General features: G+C 33.9%; 12 protein-coding genes. 5 read left to right on the top strand and 7 right to left on the bottom strand.

The genetic code is table 11. The features are described 5' to 3' along the window. Positions 1–105 precede the first annotated feature (105 nt). Entirely contained in the window at positions 106–6,618 is a 6,513-nt protein-coding gene (locus QMA06_RS03470; protein WP_290205460.1) for a choice-of-anchor D domain-containing protein, read from the top strand. Positions 6,619–6,667: 49 nt separating this feature from the next. Here QMA06_RS03470 and QMA06_RS03465 read toward each other — a convergent pair whose 3' ends face one another. From QMA06_RS03465 to gdhA, 4 genes are all read right to left on the bottom strand, one after another. Continuing rightward, on the bottom strand, positions 6,668–9,085 hold the full coding sequence (locus QMA06_RS03465; protein ID WP_290205459.1) for a TonB-dependent receptor plug domain-containing protein: 2,418 nt from the start codon (positions 9,083–9,085) through the stop codon (positions 6,668–6,670). Between the two features lie 33 nt (positions 9,086–9,118). After that, positions 9,119–9,838 (bottom strand): DNA repair protein RecO, encoded by a 720-nt coding sequence (recO, locus tag QMA06_RS03460; RefSeq protein ID WP_290205458.1) that lies wholly within the window; start codon positions 9,836–9,838, stop codon positions 9,119–9,121. 3 nt (positions 9,839–9,841) lie between these two features. Then, entirely contained in the window at positions 9,842–12,205 is a 2,364-nt protein-coding gene (gene porZ / locus QMA06_RS03455) for a type IX secretion system anionic LPS delivery protein PorZ (protein WP_290205457.1), read from the bottom strand. A gap of 126 nt (positions 12,206–12,331) precedes the next feature. Then, entirely contained in the window at positions 12,332–13,675 is a 1,344-nt protein-coding gene (gene gdhA / locus QMA06_RS03450) for an NADP-specific glutamate dehydrogenase (protein ID WP_290205456.1), read from the bottom strand. Between the two features lie 308 nt (positions 13,676–13,983). Here gdhA and QMA06_RS03445 point away from each other — a divergent pair, with 308 nt between their 5' ends. Further along, entirely contained in the window at positions 13,984–14,772 is a 789-nt protein-coding gene (locus tag QMA06_RS03445) for a THC0290_0291 family protein (protein WP_290205455.1), read from the top strand. 32 nt (positions 14,773–14,804) lie between these two features. On the opposite strand, the gene QMA06_RS03440 is transcribed toward QMA06_RS03445, so the two are convergent. Continuing rightward, entirely contained in the window at positions 14,805–15,944 is a 1,140-nt protein-coding gene (locus tag QMA06_RS03440; RefSeq protein WP_290205454.1) for a cystathionine gamma-synthase, read from the bottom strand. A 116-nt stretch (positions 15,945–16,060) separates the two neighbouring features. On the opposite strand from QMA06_RS03440, the gene QMA06_RS03435 reads away from it, so the two are divergent. Next, a complete protein-coding gene (locus tag QMA06_RS03435; protein WP_290205453.1) occupies positions 16,061–16,780 on the top strand; it encodes a DUF3298 and DUF4163 domain-containing protein in 720 nt (239 codons plus the stop codon). On the opposite strand, the gene QMA06_RS03430 is transcribed toward QMA06_RS03435, so the two are convergent. Both QMA06_RS03430 and QMA06_RS03425 read right to left on the bottom strand, forming a co-directional pair. After that, positions 16,777–18,024 carry a cation:proton antiporter gene (locus QMA06_RS03430; RefSeq protein ID WP_290205452.1) on the bottom strand — a complete coding sequence of 416 codons (1,248 nt, stop codon included), beginning with the start codon at positions 18,022–18,024 and terminating at the stop codon, positions 16,777–16,779. The two genes, QMA06_RS03435 and QMA06_RS03430, sit on opposite strands and share 4 nt — an antisense overlap. A 4-nt stretch (positions 18,025–18,028) precedes the next feature. Beyond that, positions 18,029–18,484 carry a DinB family protein gene (locus tag QMA06_RS03425; protein WP_290205451.1) on the bottom strand — a complete coding sequence of 152 codons (456 nt, stop codon included), beginning with the start codon at positions 18,482–18,484 and terminating at the stop codon, positions 18,029–18,031. A 148-nt stretch (positions 18,485–18,632) separates the two neighbouring features. On the opposite strand from QMA06_RS03425, the gene QMA06_RS03420 reads away from it, so the two are divergent. Both QMA06_RS03420 and QMA06_RS03415 read left to right on the top strand, forming a co-directional pair. Next, positions 18,633–18,989 (top strand): arsenate reductase family protein, encoded by a 357-nt coding sequence (locus QMA06_RS03420; protein ID WP_290205450.1) that lies wholly within the window; start codon positions 18,633–18,635, stop codon positions 18,987–18,989. After that, a complete protein-coding gene (locus tag QMA06_RS03415) occupies positions 18,979–19,872 on the top strand; it encodes a DMT family transporter (RefSeq protein WP_290205449.1) in 894 nt (297 codons plus the stop codon). The genes QMA06_RS03420 and QMA06_RS03415 overlap by 11 nt, the downstream gene beginning before the upstream one ends. Position 19,873 lies beyond the last annotated feature (1 nt).

The following is a 19,873-nucleotide window of genomic DNA, read 5'->3' as shown; positions in this document are numbered from 1 at the left end:
CCCAAAACTTAACAATTTGTTAATAAATTTGTAATTTACAAAGTCCTGACATGCAATGATTTTGAGTTAAATTTGGTGTTAGTTAATCCTCATAATTTATCCCTTATGATTAAGAATTACTTATTTTCTTTCCTGTTTATTGGTTTTGTATTTGGCTTTGGTTATGGGCAGACTACAATTTTTAATGTAGGAGGTGGTGGAGCATATCCTTCAGCTAGTTGGTCAGATATAAATAACGTAACTAGTAATGATATAGATAGAGGTACATATTATTTATTGGATGCTGGAAATCCTTCAGATCTTATTTTAACTGCGATTTACGATTTGTCCAGTTATTCATCTGCTGAATTTAGCTTAGATGTTGCTTCTTTTGGTAGTGGTAGCCATAATCAAGCCAAAATAGAAATCTCTTTTAATGGAGGCACAACATTTACACAAACTGAAGTAAGTAGTACAACTACAGGTTCTTCATACATTGACGGCGGCACTTTTACTTTGAACAGTGTAACTAATCAAGTACAAATTAGAATTACTAATAATGGAACAAGTGGTAGAGGCGTAAGACTACGAAATTTAATATTAGAAGCTTCTGCCCCAACTGGACCAACCATAACAGTAGCCCAAGCCACTGGAGGAACAATTTCTCCAGGCACAATAAGCGTTTCTTCAGGAGATGACCAAGATTTTACGGCAACGGCAGATGCTTGTTATACATTTAATAATTGGGTTGTAGATGGCTCAAATGCAGGTAGTATAAATCCTTATTCGTTTACAAATGTTAATGATGACCATGATATTAGTGCGGTTTATACTCCAACAGGCAATACAGTAATGTTTAATAATAATGGTGGTTCAGGTACGATGGCTCCACAAATGGATTGTAATCCTGCCAACCTAACATCTAATACATTTACCAATGCTGGCTTCACTTTTAATAGTTGGAACACAGCTGCTAATGGAAGTGGCACCACTTATGCGGATGGAGCATTATATGAATTTTCCACTGATATTACTTTGTTTGCACAATGGGATGTTTTTGTTGGGCCATGTATTGGTTTAGATGACTTCGATAGTTCACTTCCTGCTGGTTACTCATTAGTTGGTACTTATATAAACACTGGTAGTGCATACTCAGGTTCTCATAAAATTGGTTTTAATGATGTAGGTGATGATTTAGAACTACCAACTATTAGTAATCCATCATCTTTGTCATTTTGGGCGAGATTATCTGGTGGTTCCGGAAGTCAAATAAAGGCACAATATGATAATGGTGGCACATGGACTGATGTTGGAACAACTCAAACTGTTACAGGAACTAGCTATACTCAATACACATTTGATTTATCATCAATCTCAGGCCTTATCAATGTTGATTTGCGTTTAACTATGGTAACAGACAATAATTCTATTTACCTTGATGACTTAGAAGTTTATTGTGGTCCAGCTGCTGCGGAAATCGAAATCCAAGGAAATGCCACTGAAATTGTTGACGGAGATGCAACTCCAACCATAGCAAATGATACTGATTTTGGAGATGTGACCGTTGATGGAGGTACTGCAACACATGCATTTACAATTTATAATACAGGAGGTGCCGATTTAACATTAGACGGAACAGCACCTAACTACGTAACAGTTTCTAATACAACCGATTTTAGTGTAAGCACGCAACCAGCGCTCACTACAATCCCAGACACAGGAACTAATTTTACTACGTTCCAAATAACTTTTGATCCGGCTTCTTTAGGTACTCAAACTGCAACGGTTTCTATTGCTAACAATGATTCAGATGAAGATCCTTATACATTTGTCATTGAAGGAAATGGCACAAACAGTGCTGATTCTGATATTATAGTTAATGGAACATTCACTTATAATTCCAATATTGATTATACGGCCTATCAAGTAGCAACTATTACCAATACTGCGCAATCTATTGACGTATTTAAACTTGATATTCGTGATGGTGGAGCTTCTAATGATGCCGATTCTGAAGCTACAGAATTAACAGCTATTACATTTGATGTAACGAACTTAGCCAATATTAGAACAGCTGCATTATTCGATGGCAATTTGCTTATTGATAACAACCCAACGTTTGGAGCAGGTACAATTTCCTTTTCAGGATTTTCTCAAACGGCAGCAGATGGTGGTTCGGCCTCCTTAACATTGAAAGTTACTTTTTTAACCGCCGTAACCGATAACGATCAATTACAATTTACTATAAGTGCTGCAACGGCAAATCCATCGGGTTCAATTTTTGGAGCAACAAATGCTGGAGGTGCTACGTCTAGCCTTACAGGAAACAGAAACCGAATAGAAGTTATTGCCGACCGTTTAAACTTTTTACAACAGCCTAGCACAACGAGCACAAACGCAACAATGTCACCTGCGGTTCAAGTGGAAGCAACAGATGTTAATGGCAACAGGGATTTAGACTGGACTGGTAATATTTCAATTACATCAGACGGAACAATGACAGGCGATCCTATTACTGTAGCTTCGGCGAGTAGTATTTCTACTTTTAATAGTATAACACATACCGCTGCAGGAACTGGATTTACTTTAACGGCAAGTGCAAGTGGATTATTGGATGATGTTTCTAATCCTTTTGATATTATTCTGTTTACCTTTAATTCTGGTGACTTTAGACCGAAATTCGCTACCGATTTTTCCTTCAATGGAGATTGGGAATACTTTGATGGTTCTGCTTGGGTAAATGTACCAGATGGTAACGCACCACAAAATACATCGGTAAGCATAACACGAATTTTAATTGACAAATATGTTACTGGTGGAGGTAGTTCTAACAATAATTATGATTGTGATATTTTAATACTATCTGGCGGAACACTTGAGTTAACCGATGATGACAATCCTCCTGTTTCTTCAGAATTTTTATCGTCAGGTAATACACTTGAAGTAAGAGATGGCGCCAACTTAATTATTAGAGGTGATATCGATTTACCAAGTTCAGCAAATTTCATTGTAAGAGATGGCGGATATATGACTATCGACCAAAGCTCTATGCATAATCAACACCCAATGTGGGAAGGTATAGAAAAATTTGAAGGTGGTTCAATGCTTGAAATTAATGATTGGGATTGGTCTGTAAATGCAACTCAGAGAAGCCTTATTAATGTTATTACGACCATTAGCGATAACGACAATGGCTATAAATTTGGCAACGTTTATTTTAACCCATCTAATTTAACTACAGAATGGACAATCGTTGGAGGTGATAATATTAATATAAATGTGACAGAAAATGATTTTGAAATTAACAATACATCTAATTATTTTGTAATGGGAATGTCGAATAGATCTGCAGGAATAGCTTCAACTTATAATGGTAACATTATTGTTTCTGATGGCAACTTTACTTTCGGAGGTTCTTTTTCAAATCATACATTCCAACAAAATTTCCTAATTAGAGGTGATGTTATCATTAATTCGGATGACGATTTTTACGTACATCGTGCTTTTAATGATACACCAACAATTGTAGCAGGAAGTGCACCTGTAATAATTGAAGGAAATCTTGAAATTGGTACAACGGTTACTTCTGTTAATAGTGATGTTACCACTAAAGAAATTTTATTTAGCGGAGATAATAACCATACTATTGAGGTCGCTCCTAACTGTTCAAACGTTCCATTTAAAATTGAAAATGGAGATACTGCTGAATTATTAATTGAAAACTTAAAATTCACTGGCGACTCTAGTTTAGAAATAGAATCTGGTGCTACTTTTAACTTTAGTTTTAATGGAACCACTGCGCTCGAAGTTCAAGATATCTCTGGTGCTAGAAATGAATTTATTTCCCAAACTAACTCAACACTATATATAACACATCCACAAGGCATATGGGATAGTAGCTCACAAGGAAATGTTCAGGACTTTGGCTCTACTTATACAACATATAACCAAACCGCGAATTTCTATTACATTGGCAAACAAAACCAAGTTACAGGTAATGCTTTAACGACGGGCTCTACCGTTAAAAACTTTTATGCCATCTTAGATAACAATACCTTAGAGTTAAGATTAACAAATAGAATCGGCATTTCTGATGGAGGAAAATTAGAGATACAACAAGGTATTGTTGTTGGAGAAGAAGCCGGTTCTAATGACCATGATTTTTATGGTTCGGGTCGTTTAGTAATGACAGGTGGAGAATACAGAATTAGTACTATAACCACCAATCAATTATCTGATTATTTGCCACAATTAAGCAATTATTCTAATTATGATTTAACAGACGGAATCGTGCATTTAAATGGTACTGGATTAAATAATACCCAAATTTTATCTGGTGTACCTAATTATGTTAATTTATCATTTAGTGGATCTAATATTTTAGAAGGCCTTCCTCCATTACCTCCTGGGTTGCCAACTTACAAAGGTATTAGCAGTGCCGCTGGTGTTTCTAATACCATCACCATCTCTGAAAACGCTATTGTTGATGTTAAAAACTTTACGTTAGGTGGTGCTGGAACTAATCTAATAATGGAAGACCAATGCCGATTCATTATGGCAGGCTCAGGAACAAAACCTGATGCTTTTGGTGCGACTTCAAACTACAACTTAGGTCCAGATACAACCATAGAATTTAACAATAACGGAGGTTTTGAGTCTATTAGATTATCCAATCCTGTGCCTAGCTATGCCAATATCGTTGTCTCAGGTGATAATGTCGGTACGGTTGCCGATGGTTCTGGCGCTAATTCATTTATACAATTTCAAACTGGTGGCTCATTTATGGTGACAGAAACTGGGATCTTTAAACAATCTAATACCAATGGGTTCTCTGGTCTTGCAAATACATCAATAAGTAGTACTAATAACCCAGAAATTATATTACGTGATGCATCTACTGTGGAATACGCTGGAGACAACCAATCTATCACGGCGCTTACAACAAATCAATTTGCTAGTAATGATTATTATGCGAATCTTACAATCTCTGGTACAGGAATAAAAACTCTTGGTGATCCTATAGATGTTTTTGTCGGAGAAGATTTGACCGTAAATTCGAGTACTTTAATTGTTAAAACCAATGAATTTATTACCGTAGATGAAGGTGTTCATGTTGATGCCAGTGCAAATTTTAATATTGAAGATTCAGGTAGCTTAATTCAAATAAACGAAACTAACACTAACACAGGAAATCTAACTATGAAACGAGACTACAATGTAGATAGTAGTTACGATTACATTTATTGGTCTTCGCCAATTACAGGTTTTGATACAAATCTACTACCCATTAATAATAACCATATTTATACTTGGGATCCTATCGCACCAAATACAGGCACTGGGCAAGGAAATTGGATCTCTGCAGTTAATCAAACCATGGAAGCAGGTATGGGTTATATTGCAAGAAACCCTAATTCTTCTACTACGTTAATCTTTGAGAATGGAGTGCCCCATAGTGGATTGGTAAATGTGAATTTATCAAGAGGAATTGATAATGATGGTTTGGATGGCGATGATGACGACGATGATTGGAACTTGCTTGGCAATCCATATCCTTCAGCTATTTCTGCAGATGACTTTCTAACAGAAAATGCATCTAATAATTCTAGAATTGAAGGTTTTATAGAAATATGGACCCATGGCGCTACACCATCTAACCTCATTGGCGATCCATTTTACGAAAATAATAATGGCTATAATTATGATACAAACGACTATATACGTTATAACAGAACGGGAGCCACAGAAGATTGCAGGAATCTACCATCCCCATGTTTTGATGGCAATATTGCTGCAGGACAAGGCTTTATGGTAAATATGGTGAATGGTGGACAAACCACACTTTTTGCACCAATATTTAACAATACAATGCGAAGTAGAGCATATAGTAATAATGATTTCTTTAGGTCAGCTGCTTCAACTACTCAAAATCAACAGGAAAATAATAATGAAGAACATCGTATTTGGTTAGACTTCACATCCGATAATAATTTTGCCGATAGAATACTATTGGGTTATGTAAATAATGCCACCAACGATAAGGATATTTTGTACGATGCTATAGTCTCAAATTCTGGAGACGAACAGAATTTCTATTTTATGATAGCAAATGATCCGTATAATATTCAAGGGAGAGGGTTACCATTTCTAGATACTGATGTCGTTCCTCTAGGTTATGTGAGCACAGTACCAGGTAATTATACTATAGCTATCAATTCTGCTAGTGGAGTTTTTGAAAATAATCAAACTGTTTACATCAAAGACAATCTGCTTAATTTCGTTCACAATTTAAGTGAAAATCCATTCACTTTTACCTCAGAAGCTGGCGAATTCAACAGCCGTTTTGAAATTGTATTTGCACCAAATGTACTTTCTATAGATGAAAATCTTTTATCTACAAACGATTTAACCATAATTGAATTACAAAATGGTAATGTAGAATTTAATACAAACTCTACACAATACATTATAACCAATGTTGAAATTTTAGACGTTTTAGGCAGACGTATTTACAACTTAAAAGGTAATAATACCATAGAAACATATAACTTATCTAAGCTAAGTCAATCAGCTTATGTTGCTAAAATCACGTTATCTAACGGGCAAGTCATTAGTAAAAAAGCAATTAAACAGCGCTAAGCGATAATACAAATCTTATAAAGGCTCATCGCTAATCCGATGAGCTTTTTTATAATGTATATCTTAAAGCTAGTATTAAATTTCTACCAGCAGCCGAAATACCGGAAGAATATGGTCGGTAACGTTGATCTGTAATATTTTCTAAACTTGCTGTAAAACTCAACTTATCATTATACTGATATTGCGTTCTAAAATTTAACGTGTGCCATGCTGGTGCAAATGGATTTCCGTCAGTGTTTAATGCATATATGTAATCCTTAGAACTTTCGGAGGCCGCCAACTGATTAAATGAAAGTTCATTGTTATACACGACAAAAGCGTCTAATAAAAATTTATTGTGTTTCCAAGTAATATGGGTACGTCCAAAATTTGGTGCTACGTGTCTAACAGGTTCTTCAACACCATTATTATCCTCAGTACCACCAATAACATTATATTGCGATAGTAGCTTTAACTGTTCAGAAAAATTGACTTCTAAACCAAGTTCAAGGCCATAAATCCAAGCTTTAGATGCATTTTGAATGGCCTGAATTGTACTTAACTCCCCATCATATATAATTTCAGATTCACCATTTAATTCATAATCTCTTCTAATTAATGCATTATCTAAAAACGTATAATATGTTGCTATATCTAGAATTATTTTATTCTTAAAATTCAAGGCTAAACCTAATTCACCACCGTAGGCATATTCAGCTTCAAGACTTTTATTCGGCACTACAACAGCGCCTGGTTCACTATCAAAAACCTTGCCTATATCATCTATATTTGGTGCTCTAAAAGCGGTAGAAGCATTTAATTTCCATTGCATTATTTCGATTGGAGACCAGGTTATACCCGCGGTGCCAGTTAATGCACCAGTATTAATATCGGCTTTGCTAAATGGTAAATTTAAAAACACATTGTTCGCTGTAAAATCTGCTTTCGCAATTACTTGATTATACCGAAGACCAGATTGAAAAACAAACTTAGTGTTAGGCTTATGTTTTAAGCTTGCATACGCCGCTATGGATTGCCAAGTAGATCCATCGGGATAGCGCGTTACGTTCGGAGCGATTTGGTTGGTTTCAATATTCTTTTCATGTCCATCAGAACCTACTTTATTATGCAGATATTCGACGCCATAAAAAATACTCGTTTCATTATTTAAATCTTTTTCTAAGTCTAAATTAAAAGATAGGGCATCCACAGATTCTGATCTTATTTCCCGTACGGCCGACTGATAATTCCTATCCTCGCGGCTTTCTTTAAAATTCTGAAATGCTAACGTTGTCTGAATTTTATCATACAAGTTAGACCTGCTGCTTAATTTGGTAAGTTGAAAATTCGCCATAAACCATTGTTGTGGTCCATAATTCCACTCAGCAGAACGCAAATTATCTCCGCTATATCTTATGAGTCTATCATACCTCGCATAATCTGAGGTAGTAGAATAGTACAAGCCAAAATCGATATTTAAATTATCAGTAGGTTCATATCGTGCTTTTTGCAATAGATTAATTTGGTTGTAACCTGTGGGCGTTTGTACTAAAGGATTAGGATTAGTAACGATAACATCTTCATCATTTTTTCGAACAATATATTCGGACCTCAAATAATCCTTAGGCCCATGGCTTCCCATTCTAAGATCATCGAAACTAGTGTAACTGGCACTGGTAAAAAATGCCCATTTTCTATATCCCAAATTTATATCAAAATGTCCCGTCTTTTCTTCGTTTGCACTTGCATATCTTACTAATGCATTAGCCGTTAAAAATAAATTATCCTTATATGATAATTGTGGTTTTTTAGTGTAAAAACTCATAACTCCGCCAATAGCATCACTCCCATAAACCACAGAGCCAGCACCTAAAGTAACCTCTGTGTTTCTTATAGCAAAAGGATCTATAGATATTACATTCTGAAGATTTCCACCTCTAAAAATAGCGTTATTCATACGGACTCCATCTACAGTTAATAAAAGTCTATTAGTTGAAAAACCTCTTATCATGGGACTACCTCCACCTAATTGACTTTTCTGTATGTAGATATTTCCGGTGTGTTCTAATAAATCTGCACTAGTTTGTGGATTCGCCAAAGCGATATCTTTAGCATCTAAACTTACAATAGTTTGAGGAATGTCGCGTTTTTGTTGTTCAAATTTGGACGCTGAAATAACAATTTGCTCTAAACCCTCTACTCTTGGGGTGAGATAAACGACATAGTTATTTTTAGTAATTTCAGCTTTTGTTAATTTCTGCTGTTCATATAAAAGATCTTGAAAAATGATAATCTCATTATTGCTAAAATGTGATAAAGAGGCTTTTCCCTTTAAATCTGTGACTCTAATCTTACTTTTCTTAAGATTATACAAGGTAATACCAGGGATTGGGGCATGACTATCTTCTTCGAGAACTGTAACGGTTTGCCCATAAGTTGTTTGTAGAAATAGAACAGAAAAAATAAGATATAAAATAAGGTTCTTCACTTGTAAACTTATTATCAATTAGCATGTTTTTCTCTAATGAAAGACTTCATTAAGTACTTGTAAAGATTTCGGTGTTTTAAAACTGCCCAAATGTAATTCAAAATAATACAACAACAGATTTAAAAATTCTTGTCTTTGTTTTGAATTAATCTTTATGGCCTGTAAGCCATCAAAGTTTATGCCTAATAGAAGTTTTAACAATGTTAAATTTTCGCCAGACACCGAGTAAATACCATGGTTGGAAGCTTCAAAAATTCCAGTTTCCAAATTAAAATAATCGTAGCCAGTATTCTGATTTTCGGGTTGAAACCCTAAATACCGTGTTAACTTTAATAGAAATAATAAATGAAAATTAGAAAACTGATCTTCATTGTCTAAATACTGAAGTGCCACCGTAATAAATTGAAACAAATCAGGATTCTTTTCTTCTTCTTTTAAAACATTCGAAAGAATTTCAGATAAAAATAATACAATGGCACTCTTATAAATATTAGAATGCAGAGTTTTGTAGATGTAATTAAATTTGACTTCACTTATAAAATGCAGGGATTGATTAAGCTTGTAATTTTCTTCAATTTGCAATTGAGATAAAGCTTGATAGTAAACCGTTTTGGATAGTCCTTTTTTTGATTTTAAAACACCTCGTAACAGATAACTTACCACTCCACGTTGTTCGGTATAGCATTTTACGATAAGATCGTAGTCTCTATATTTTAGTTTGGAAAGAACAATGCTATTATTTTTTGTGCGCATGTCTTAACGGACGATTAGAACTTTTATCACTTTGGTTTCAAAAGAATCTAAATCTGAAATCATAATTAAATAAACCCCAGAGCGTACCACCGAATTTCCTAAATTTTTTCCGTTCCAGATTGCTGTACCTCCATCAATAGCAAAATTATAATTGGCGCTCGAGGATCTTAAATTAACATTAGACTGTGCTTCAGCAACTAAATTCCCTTCGATATCCGTGATTTTAATGTTAACGCGCTCAGTTAATCCACTCACTTTTATACCCTTATTAATGTCGTTAAGATTGTTAAATCCTAGAACATTATATTCTGGCCGAACCGGATTGGGATAAGCAAAAGCATCTTCTAATGTTTCTTGTGGTGTTGAACCACCGGCTTTAAATGATAATAAACCTTTGGTGGTGGCTATGTAAATAAATCCGTTATTGGGATCTATTGAAATATCGTTAATTCGGTTAGTCGGTAATGGAGAATTATCAGTTGTAAAATGATATATGGTATTTTGACCGTCTGGTGAGAAATAAAATACACCAGAATCGAACGTTCCAATCCATTTATTATTTGAACCATCAATTTCAATATCCGTTATAATTTGATTTTCTAATAATTCCTTCGGTATACCATCTTCGAGAATAACGATTTGGTTCAACGTGGCATTCGGATTATCATAAAACCCTGCCGTATTATACAATACTCTTAAACCTTTTGTAGTACCAACCCACAGCTGTTGATTGTTATCTAAACCCAAGCTAATGACGCGAGTAAATGGCAACAAATTTTGGGCTTCACCAGTAATATTACGGAGAGGGTCGTTAGAGATATTTTCATTAAAGGCAATCAATCCGTTATCGTAAGAACCAATCCATTTTGTACCGTTATTATCGATTTCTATAGCAAAGAAACCGTCTTCATCATCAGGATCTTCTATTAAACTCGAAAAACTATAGCTTTGCCAATTTCCATTTGCTGGATCATAAGATTTTAATGGTGATTCAATTCTACTAGATACTGACCATAATAGGCCTTCTCTATCGAATTCAGTATCGGTAATTCTAATACTCGATGCTCCTAAGGGTTCTAATCCGCTATTATTTTGATTGTAGAGCACTGTAGGGTCAAAATTATTTAATTCTAATAATCCGCTATGAGTTGCACTTATAAAAACTTGTCTTCCGTCGAAGGGATTAATTGAAATTTTTGATAAATTTTTTGCTTCAAAAAGACTGTCGTAAGGAATGGTTTTCCATTGTTCATTTCTATAATAATTGAGGCCTCGACTTCTTAATGGATAAGGATTAGTTGTAGTATCGTAATCGCCAAAAGTAGCCCATACGCTTGCTGTTTCTGAATTTAATCTGAAGACATTATTAAATAATGGTCCATTAGGTAAGATTTCGGAATAGGTTTCAGCTGCATTTATATCTACTTTAAGAACTCCCAGCTTACTTGTACCAATATAAACATCATTATTTGAGATGGTTACAGCTCTAAAATTTGTATCAAAATCAGAGTTAGGCTGAAAGGAGTTTACGAGTTGAAGATTTGCATTATAGATATCAACCATATTTGGCATGGCAAACATTAAATTTGAATCTGTAACTTCAGCATCTAAAGGTAATGAAGGTAAGGTAGCTACGGTGTTAACTGTACCGTCTATTTCATACAAAACACGATTAGATCGCACCGAATAAATTTTATTATTAAGGGTGCTCATTGTGTAATAATTCCCTGATATAATTGTTTGCCATTGCTGAAAGTCTATTAGATTCGGATTAGTTAAATCGGCTTTTTTTATACCATTATTATTTAAGCAAGCTGCATAGATTTCATCGTTCAAAATTGCGGTTTGTTCTACAGATATTTGAGTACCACCATTCCCAAGAAAATAAGTATCCCCAAATTCTAAACGCTCTAAATCATAGATTGAAATACCATAGTCTGTAGATATGTATATCAAGCCATCATATTCATAAAAATGGTTAATCCGTTTATTTACGGGAGTGATATTTTGCTTTTCTAAAATGTCTACTATTGATAAGACCTCATCGTCTGTTTCAGAATATATCTCAATTAAGCCTGTCTCATAACCTATAATGAGATATTGGTAGATTTCGCTATAATATATAGTTGTTATTTGCTGCCCAGATAACCCATCTATAGTTGTTATAGTAGTAATCTGATTGGTCAATGTATCGTATTGGAAGATTGCATTATCTGCTGCCGCATATATTTTATTATCGCCGCTTACAGCGTCAACAACATTATTATAAGAGTAATGCCCCTGCCATAAGGTTGCAAAATCTTGACCATAGCATGAAGCAGTAAACCCAAATAGAATAATAAAGATTTTAAAAAGTATATTACGCATCAGCAAGTTTTAGGTTTGGTCAAAGATATTTAATAGTAACGAAAATAATGTACCAATCATATATTATGTAGACAAAAAAAGCCTCTATGAAAACATAGAAGCTTTTAATTACTATTTTCTATTATTTTAAACGACCCCCTGCGCTAACATAGCGTCGGCTACTTTTACGAAACCTGCAATATTTGCACCTTTTATGTAATCTATAGAACCATCTTCATTTTTCCCGTATTCCACGCAAGAATCATGAATATCTTCCATTATGTCTTTCAACCTAGCGTCCACTTCTTCTCTAGACCAACTAAGTCGTAATGAATTCTGACTCATCTCTAAACCTGAAGTCGCTACGCCCCCAGCATTTGAAGCTTTTCCTGGAGCAAACAAGATTTTAGCATTTTGAAACTCATGCACAGCCTCAGGTGTTGATGGCATATTTGCACCTTCAGACACACAAATACAACCATTAGCTACTAATTGTTTTGCTTCTTCTCCATTTAGTTCATTTTGTGTTGCACACGGTAAAGCAATATCACAATTTACCGACCATGGTCTTTCACCTTTAACAAATTTTGCGTTCGGGTAAGTATCTACATACTCACTAATTCTGCCACGTTTTTCATTTTTTAAATACATAACATGCTCTAACTTTTCTGTATCTATGCCATCTGCATCATAAATATAGCCTCCGGAATCTGAAAGTGTTACAACTTTAGCACCTAATTCTATCGCTTTTTCTGCAGCAAATTGAGCCACATTTCCAGAACCAGAAATTACTACGGTTTTTCCATCAAAAGAATCACCTTGTCTTTGCAACATGTTTTGAGCAAAATATACGTTTCCGTAACCAGTCGCTTCTGGTCTAATTAAAGAACCTCCCCACGATGCACCTTTACCAGTTAAAACACCAGTAAAAGTATTGTTTAGTTTTTTATACATGCCAAACATAAATCCAATTTCTCTAGCACCAACTCCAATATCTCCAGCAGGTACATCCGTATTGTGACCAATATGTCTAAATAGCTCGGTCATAAAAGCATGACAGAAGCGCATAATTTCATTATCCGACTTACCTTTAGGATCAAAATCAGAACCTCCTTTACCACCACCCATTGGTAAAGTGGTTAAAGAATTTTTAAAGACTTGTTCGAAAGCTAAAAATTTTAGAATACTAGCGTTAACAGTAGGGTGAAAACGTAAACCGCCTTTATATGGGCCAATAGCAGAATTCATCTGAACTCTATAACCTCTATTCACTTGTATTTCATTATTATCATTAACCCAACAAATTCTGAATGAGATCAATCTTTCTGGCTCTACCATTCTTAAAAGAATGTTTTTCCCCTTATAAATATTGTGTTCTTCTATATAAGGAATTACAGTTTCCGCAACTTCTTGAACAGCTTGCAAAAATTCCGGTTCATGACCATTTCTTTCTTTAACAATATCTAAAAATGCTTCTATTTTATCTTTCATTTAATTATTATATTATTGCGTTAAAATTTAATCTAACTATTATAAAAATAACCTCTTGGATTTATCTATTATTACACAAAAATCATTTTAATCAGTTTTAAGTTAGAAAAATATAATATATTTAGTGCAAATATTTTGTATACACAAAAATAAGTGTTTAATATTTATTTTTCCCTATTTAATTTTTCAAAATCAACATTAATCATTTCCTTTATAAAATTAATAGAATGTGCAGTTTAACCGTTTTATTTGGTAGTTCATCGAGTTTTTATATATTTGCTCGAGAAGAGTCTCAATTTTAAAGTTACATGAAACTAGATTTAAAAAAACTAATCACCCTATTCGTATTACTTTTATCACTCCAATTAAGTTATTCACAATTAGGTTTTTCACATGAGGTTGGCGTAATTACTGGTCCAGTTGCTTTTCAATCAGATTTTGGTGAACGTTATGATTTTGAGACTAATTCTGGGAATACAGGTTTTGGAATCGGACTTGTTTACTTTATGAACTTCGATTACCTTACTAATTACTATTACAGTTCCGCTAACAACTATTTTACAGATCACTTTAAAATTAGAGCGGAAATATCATGGAATAAGACAAAACTTAATCATTTTGGAAAATGGGTAGATACTGAAAGAACAGGTCCTAGTGCAGATAAACTAAGAGCACATTCTGGCGAATCTCAAAACTGGAATTTAGGAGCGCAATTAGAGTATTATCCTTTAAGTATAAAAGCATTTTCACAAGGAGCCTTTTCACTTACTCCCTTTGGCAGCGTTGGTATACAGTATGTATCTTTCAATCCTACCGTAAACACTACCTATGGTGATCAAAACTTTGAAAATCCTAATAATTTCTATCCGTTATGGGAACCTGGATCTATAGATGACAAAGGCGGTTCTACTTGGTCTGCAGTGGCTAGTTTAGGAGCACGCTATAAATTAACAGTGCTTTCGGATTTAATGATTGATTTAAGATTTCAACAATTTTTTCATGATTCTGTAGATGGTTTGGATCATCAATTAGCATCCAACAAAGCCAACGATTGGTTATTGTGGTTAAATTTTGGATATATTTATTACTTTGACTAAAATCTTAGTTTTCTTTAGTTATGGTGCTTCCTTTAACCAATAGCTTGTTTTAAATCGGCGATTAAATCTGCTTCGTCCTCGATACCCACACTTAATCTAATTAACGAATCTACAATTCCAGTTTTTTCACGCTCTGCTTTCGGAATGCTAGCATGCGTCATACTTGCCGGGTGACCAGCCAATGATTCTATTCCACCTAATGATTCTGCGAGCGTAAATATTTTTAGCTTTTCAACGATTTTAATAGCTTCTTCATAATTATTTCCTTTGGTAGCAAAAGATACCATCCCACCATAATTAAGCATTTGAGATTTAGCAATAGCATGATTAGGGTGATGTTCTAAGCCTGGCCAATATACGTTTCCAATTTTGGGATGTTTGTCTAAATACATCGCAATTGCTCTACCGTTTTCGCAATGACGTTGCATTCTTACATGTAGTGTTTTAATACCTCTCAATGCTAAAAATGCGTCTTGCGGTCCACAAACCGCACCACTTGCATTTTGTATAAAATATAATCGATCTGCTAAATCTTTGTCTCTTACAATTAAAGCCCCCATAACCAAATCACTATGGCCACCTAGATATTTGGTTGCAGAATGCATTACAATATCAGCCCCCAAATCTAACGGTTGTTGCAAGTAAGGAGTGGCAAACGTATTATCTACAGCTAAAAGTACATTGTGCTTTTTTGCAATTTTGGCCGTTGATACAATGTCTATAATATTTAGCATCGGGTTAGTTGGCGTTTCTACCCATATCAATTTAGTGTTGGCGTTAATATAATTTTCTATGTGTTCTGTATTATTCATACCAACAAAATGAAATTTTATTCCGAAATTTTCATAGATTTTAGTAAACAATCGGTAAGTCCCCCCATATAAATCATTTGTTGACACCACCTCATCTCCAGGTTTTAATAATTTTAAAATCGCATCTATGGCCGCTAATCCAGAACTAAATGCCAATCCATACTTACCATTTTCTATACTTGCAAAAGATTTTTCTAGAGCATGACGCGTTGGATTTGCTGATCGCGAGTATTCATAACCCTTATGTCCACCCGGTGTGGATTGTGCATATGTTGACGTTTGGTAAATGGGCGGTATCACTGATCCGTAAGCAGCATCTGGTTTTTGACCTCCGTGAATTGTTTTAGTGTTGAATTTCATGATGAAAAATTTAGAAGAATAATCGCCTTACATTACAACAAATTTAATGGATAATTCGTTCTATTCAATTCTAAACAATACCTTTATTCTTTGTTTAACATAGCACTCTTATTATTTTGAAACATATCACTCCTATTATAGCTTTATTATTTGTTTTAAATTCTTGTACCTCCGAAACTAAACCTGCAAAATTTGAAACTATTTCTATTGAAGAGCCATTTGAAGCCGAAATTTCGGCAACTTACAGCAAAGCAAAAGGCAATACTGAACTTAGTAAAGCTATAAATGCAAATGTGGAGAGCGCTATTATAAAAACCTTAAGTAAACCTAAAAATACTGATAATTTAAAAGATGTATTAAAGGCGTTTAATACAGAATATCTGAGTTTTAAGAATGAATTTTCGGAGGTTTCAGAACCCGTTTGGGAACTTCATATTGAAACCGAATTAACGTATCAATCAGACAACGTAATCACCATTGCAATTAGTAATTATGAATTTAAAGGAGGAGCACATGGTAATGACCAAATACAATTTCTTAATTTAGATGCTATCACTGGTAAAGTTTTAAGTAATGATGAAATCATCACAGATAAAGAAAACTTTAAAATATTAGCTAAAGAATATTTCGTAAAATCATTAGATAATAATAAAGACAATCTTACCATTGAAGATTTCTTTTTTGGAAAACCATTTCATTTACCCGAAAATATTGGGTTTAGTAGTGATGGCCTAATATTACTTTACAATGTTTACGAAGTCGCCTCTTACGATAGAGGTTACACCGAATTTTTACTTCCTTATGATACAGTGCAGCCCTATCTAAAAATTAACTAGACTGCTTTTCTAGTTAATTTTTTTATAATTGATCCAACGGTTAACCCTTGACCAACGATAGATACTACAACAACTACGTAAGTAATTACTAAAAATAATTCTCTATGCATTACATCGGTAAGACTTAATGCTAAAGCAATAGAAATACCACCGCGTAATCCTCCCCAGGTCATAATTAAATTTGTTTTTGGCACAAAATCAAGTCGTTTTTCGAAAAATTTAATGGGAATAAATAATGAAATGTAACGGCACACTAATATAATCGGAATAGCCAACAGACCTGCATAAATATAGTTCCCTTCTAAGGTTAATACCAGCATTTCCATACCAATCATTACAAATAAAATAGTGTTAAGTAAAACATCTACAAGTTCCCAAAATTTATCGACATAAAGTTCTGTGGTTTCAGACATAGCCGAATTTCTAACCGTATCATTACCAACAATTAGCCCTGCTGTAACCATTGCTAATGGCGCAGATAAATGAAAATGATGAGCCAACATAGTGCCTCCCATTACTGTTGCGAGCGTTAGTATGACTTCAATTTCATAATTATCTATCGATTTTAATAATTTAAAAGTGATCCATCCTAATAAAAGTCCTAATATTATGCCGCCTATAACTTCTTGCCCGAATAAAGTAGCAATATCCGAAAATTCAATGGCCGCATCTGGTTTTGCGGCTATGGCAAAAATGGTTAAAAACACTACCACACCCACACCGTCATTAAACAACGATTCCCCGACAATTTTGGTTTCTAATTTTTTAGGTGCGCCTGCTTTTTTTAGTATCCCTAAAACTGCAATTGGATCGGTAGGAGAAATTAAAGCTCCAAATAATAAACAGTAGATAAAATCGACCTCTAAATTCATGAGTTTTAATACATAAAACATGGCAATTCCTACTAAAAAAGTAGATACTAAAACACCTAAGGTAGCAAAAGCTAAAATTGGCCACCGCTGTACTTTAAGCTGATTAAAATTAGTATGTAACGCACCCGCAAATAACAGGAAGCTTAACATAATATCTAGTAGAACGGTTTCAAAATCTATCAATTCAATAAATTTTCGCTCTTGTATTAATAAGGTATCATCAAATTGTGCAATACCCACAATAATTACAGTAAACACAATAGTTATTATCATTAGCCCAATGGTGATGGGCAATTTTAAAAACTTCACATTTATATAACCAAAAAGAGCTGACAACACAATTAAAATGGTTGCGATAGAATAATAATCCATAAAACTATAGTGATTTTCTAAGTGCTAAAATATAACCTAAATGAATACCTTCATGAAAATTATTAAAGTCAAGCGCCTCTTCTACGTTACTCAGTATGCTTTTTGTTGTGACGGTATATTGGTTGTAAGTTTGAAAAATCTTAGTATCGTAATCTTCCTTGGTTTTGTCAATAGTAGAAAACAGCAATCCTTTTATGGTGTCCACTTCAGCTTGAGATAAATCGCGTTCTGTTTTAGTTCCTTTTCTAAAGGCACTTACCATATCGTCTGAAACAACCATCGGTAAACCAGATAATTTATATACCAATAATTGCTGCGTTACAATAGTATGTGCAATATTCCAAATGATGTTATTGTTAAATCCATCGGGAACTTTATTCAATTCTTCTAAAGTGTGATTTTCAATAAAACTCTTTAATAATTTTCTGTTTTTTATTGCAATGTCGAATGCCCAATCCATATCTTGATATTTTTCTTAAAAGTAATAAAATTCATTATAAATACGGTTTCTTTGCATTTTGAAAATATAAAGGTTGATTCACCGAAAATTGTCGCTTATCTAGATTATGGTAATAGCGATTACGACCGTGAAATAAATTCAGAATAATATGAACAAAATTTATTATTTAAGCACCTGTAATACTTGTACTCGCATCATTAAAGAACTGAATTTACCTCAAGGGTTTAAACTGCAAGATATAAAGTCCGAACCAATAACGGAATTTCAAATTGAGCAAATGCGCAAATACACTGATCGCTATGAAAATTTATTTAGTAAGCGAGCAAGACTGTTTAAAGAATTGGGATTAAAAGACAAATCACTTTCTGAAGAGGATTACAAAAACTACATTTTAGAACATTATACGTTTTTAAAACGACCTGTAATATTTGTAAATAATCAAATATTTATTGGCAATTCTAAAAAAACGGTTGAAGCCATTAAACAAGCTATACATGAAAAGTAGAGGTTTTGCAATTTTTGCATTATTTATGGTCCAATTATTATATGGGCTCAATTTTACATTTGCAAAAATTGTAATTAATGAAAATTACGTGAAGCCGTTTGCCTTTGTAATACTTAGAGTAGGAGGAGCAACTATTTTGTTTTGGCTATTTAGTTTATTATTACCTAAAGAAAAAATTGAGCGTAATGACTACTTTAAATTCTTTATTGCCGCAATATTTGGAGTGGTGATTAATATGCTTCTATTTTTAAAAGGCTTAGAATTAACAACACCTATACATGCTGCTTCAATAGTGACCGTTACACCAGTTATTATACTTTTATTATCGGCATTTATATTGAAAGAAAAAATAACCAATTTAAAAATTTTGGGAGTTGCTTTAGCGTTTGTTGGCGCACTAACCTTAACCTTATTTGGTGAATCTACTAGAGCAGGCGATAATGTCGTTTTGGGTAACACGTTTATTTTTATTAATGCAATATCATATAGTATTTATATTATTCTCATTAAGCAGCTTACCGCAAAATATCATCCCTTCACTTTTATAAAATGGCTTTTTCTATTCGGCTTTTTTATGGTATTACCATTTGGATATAGTGAGTTATTAGAAGTTAAATGGACAACGTTTACACCTTACGTATCGTTTTCAGTTGGTTTCGTTGTTGTTGGTGCTACCTTTGCGACTTATCTTTTAAACCCACTAGCCTTAAGCAAATTAAAAGCTTCAACTGTTGGTGTATTTATCTATTTACAACCTGTGATTGCTGGTTTATTCGCTATTATTATGGGTGCAGACGTTGTTGATGCCATAAAAATAGTCACCATGGTTTTAATATTTTGTGGGGTGTATTTGGTTTCTAAAAAACCGAAAAAGTCTACCTGAT

The organism is Winogradskyella bathintestinalis, assembly GCF_030407435.1.
Classification (GTDB): domain Bacteria; phylum Bacteroidota; class Bacteroidia; order Flavobacteriales; family Flavobacteriaceae; genus Winogradskyella; species Winogradskyella bathintestinalis.
The sequence above is the reverse complement of the archived record's forward strand: the minus strand, read 5'-3'. Positions and strand labels throughout refer to the sequence as shown.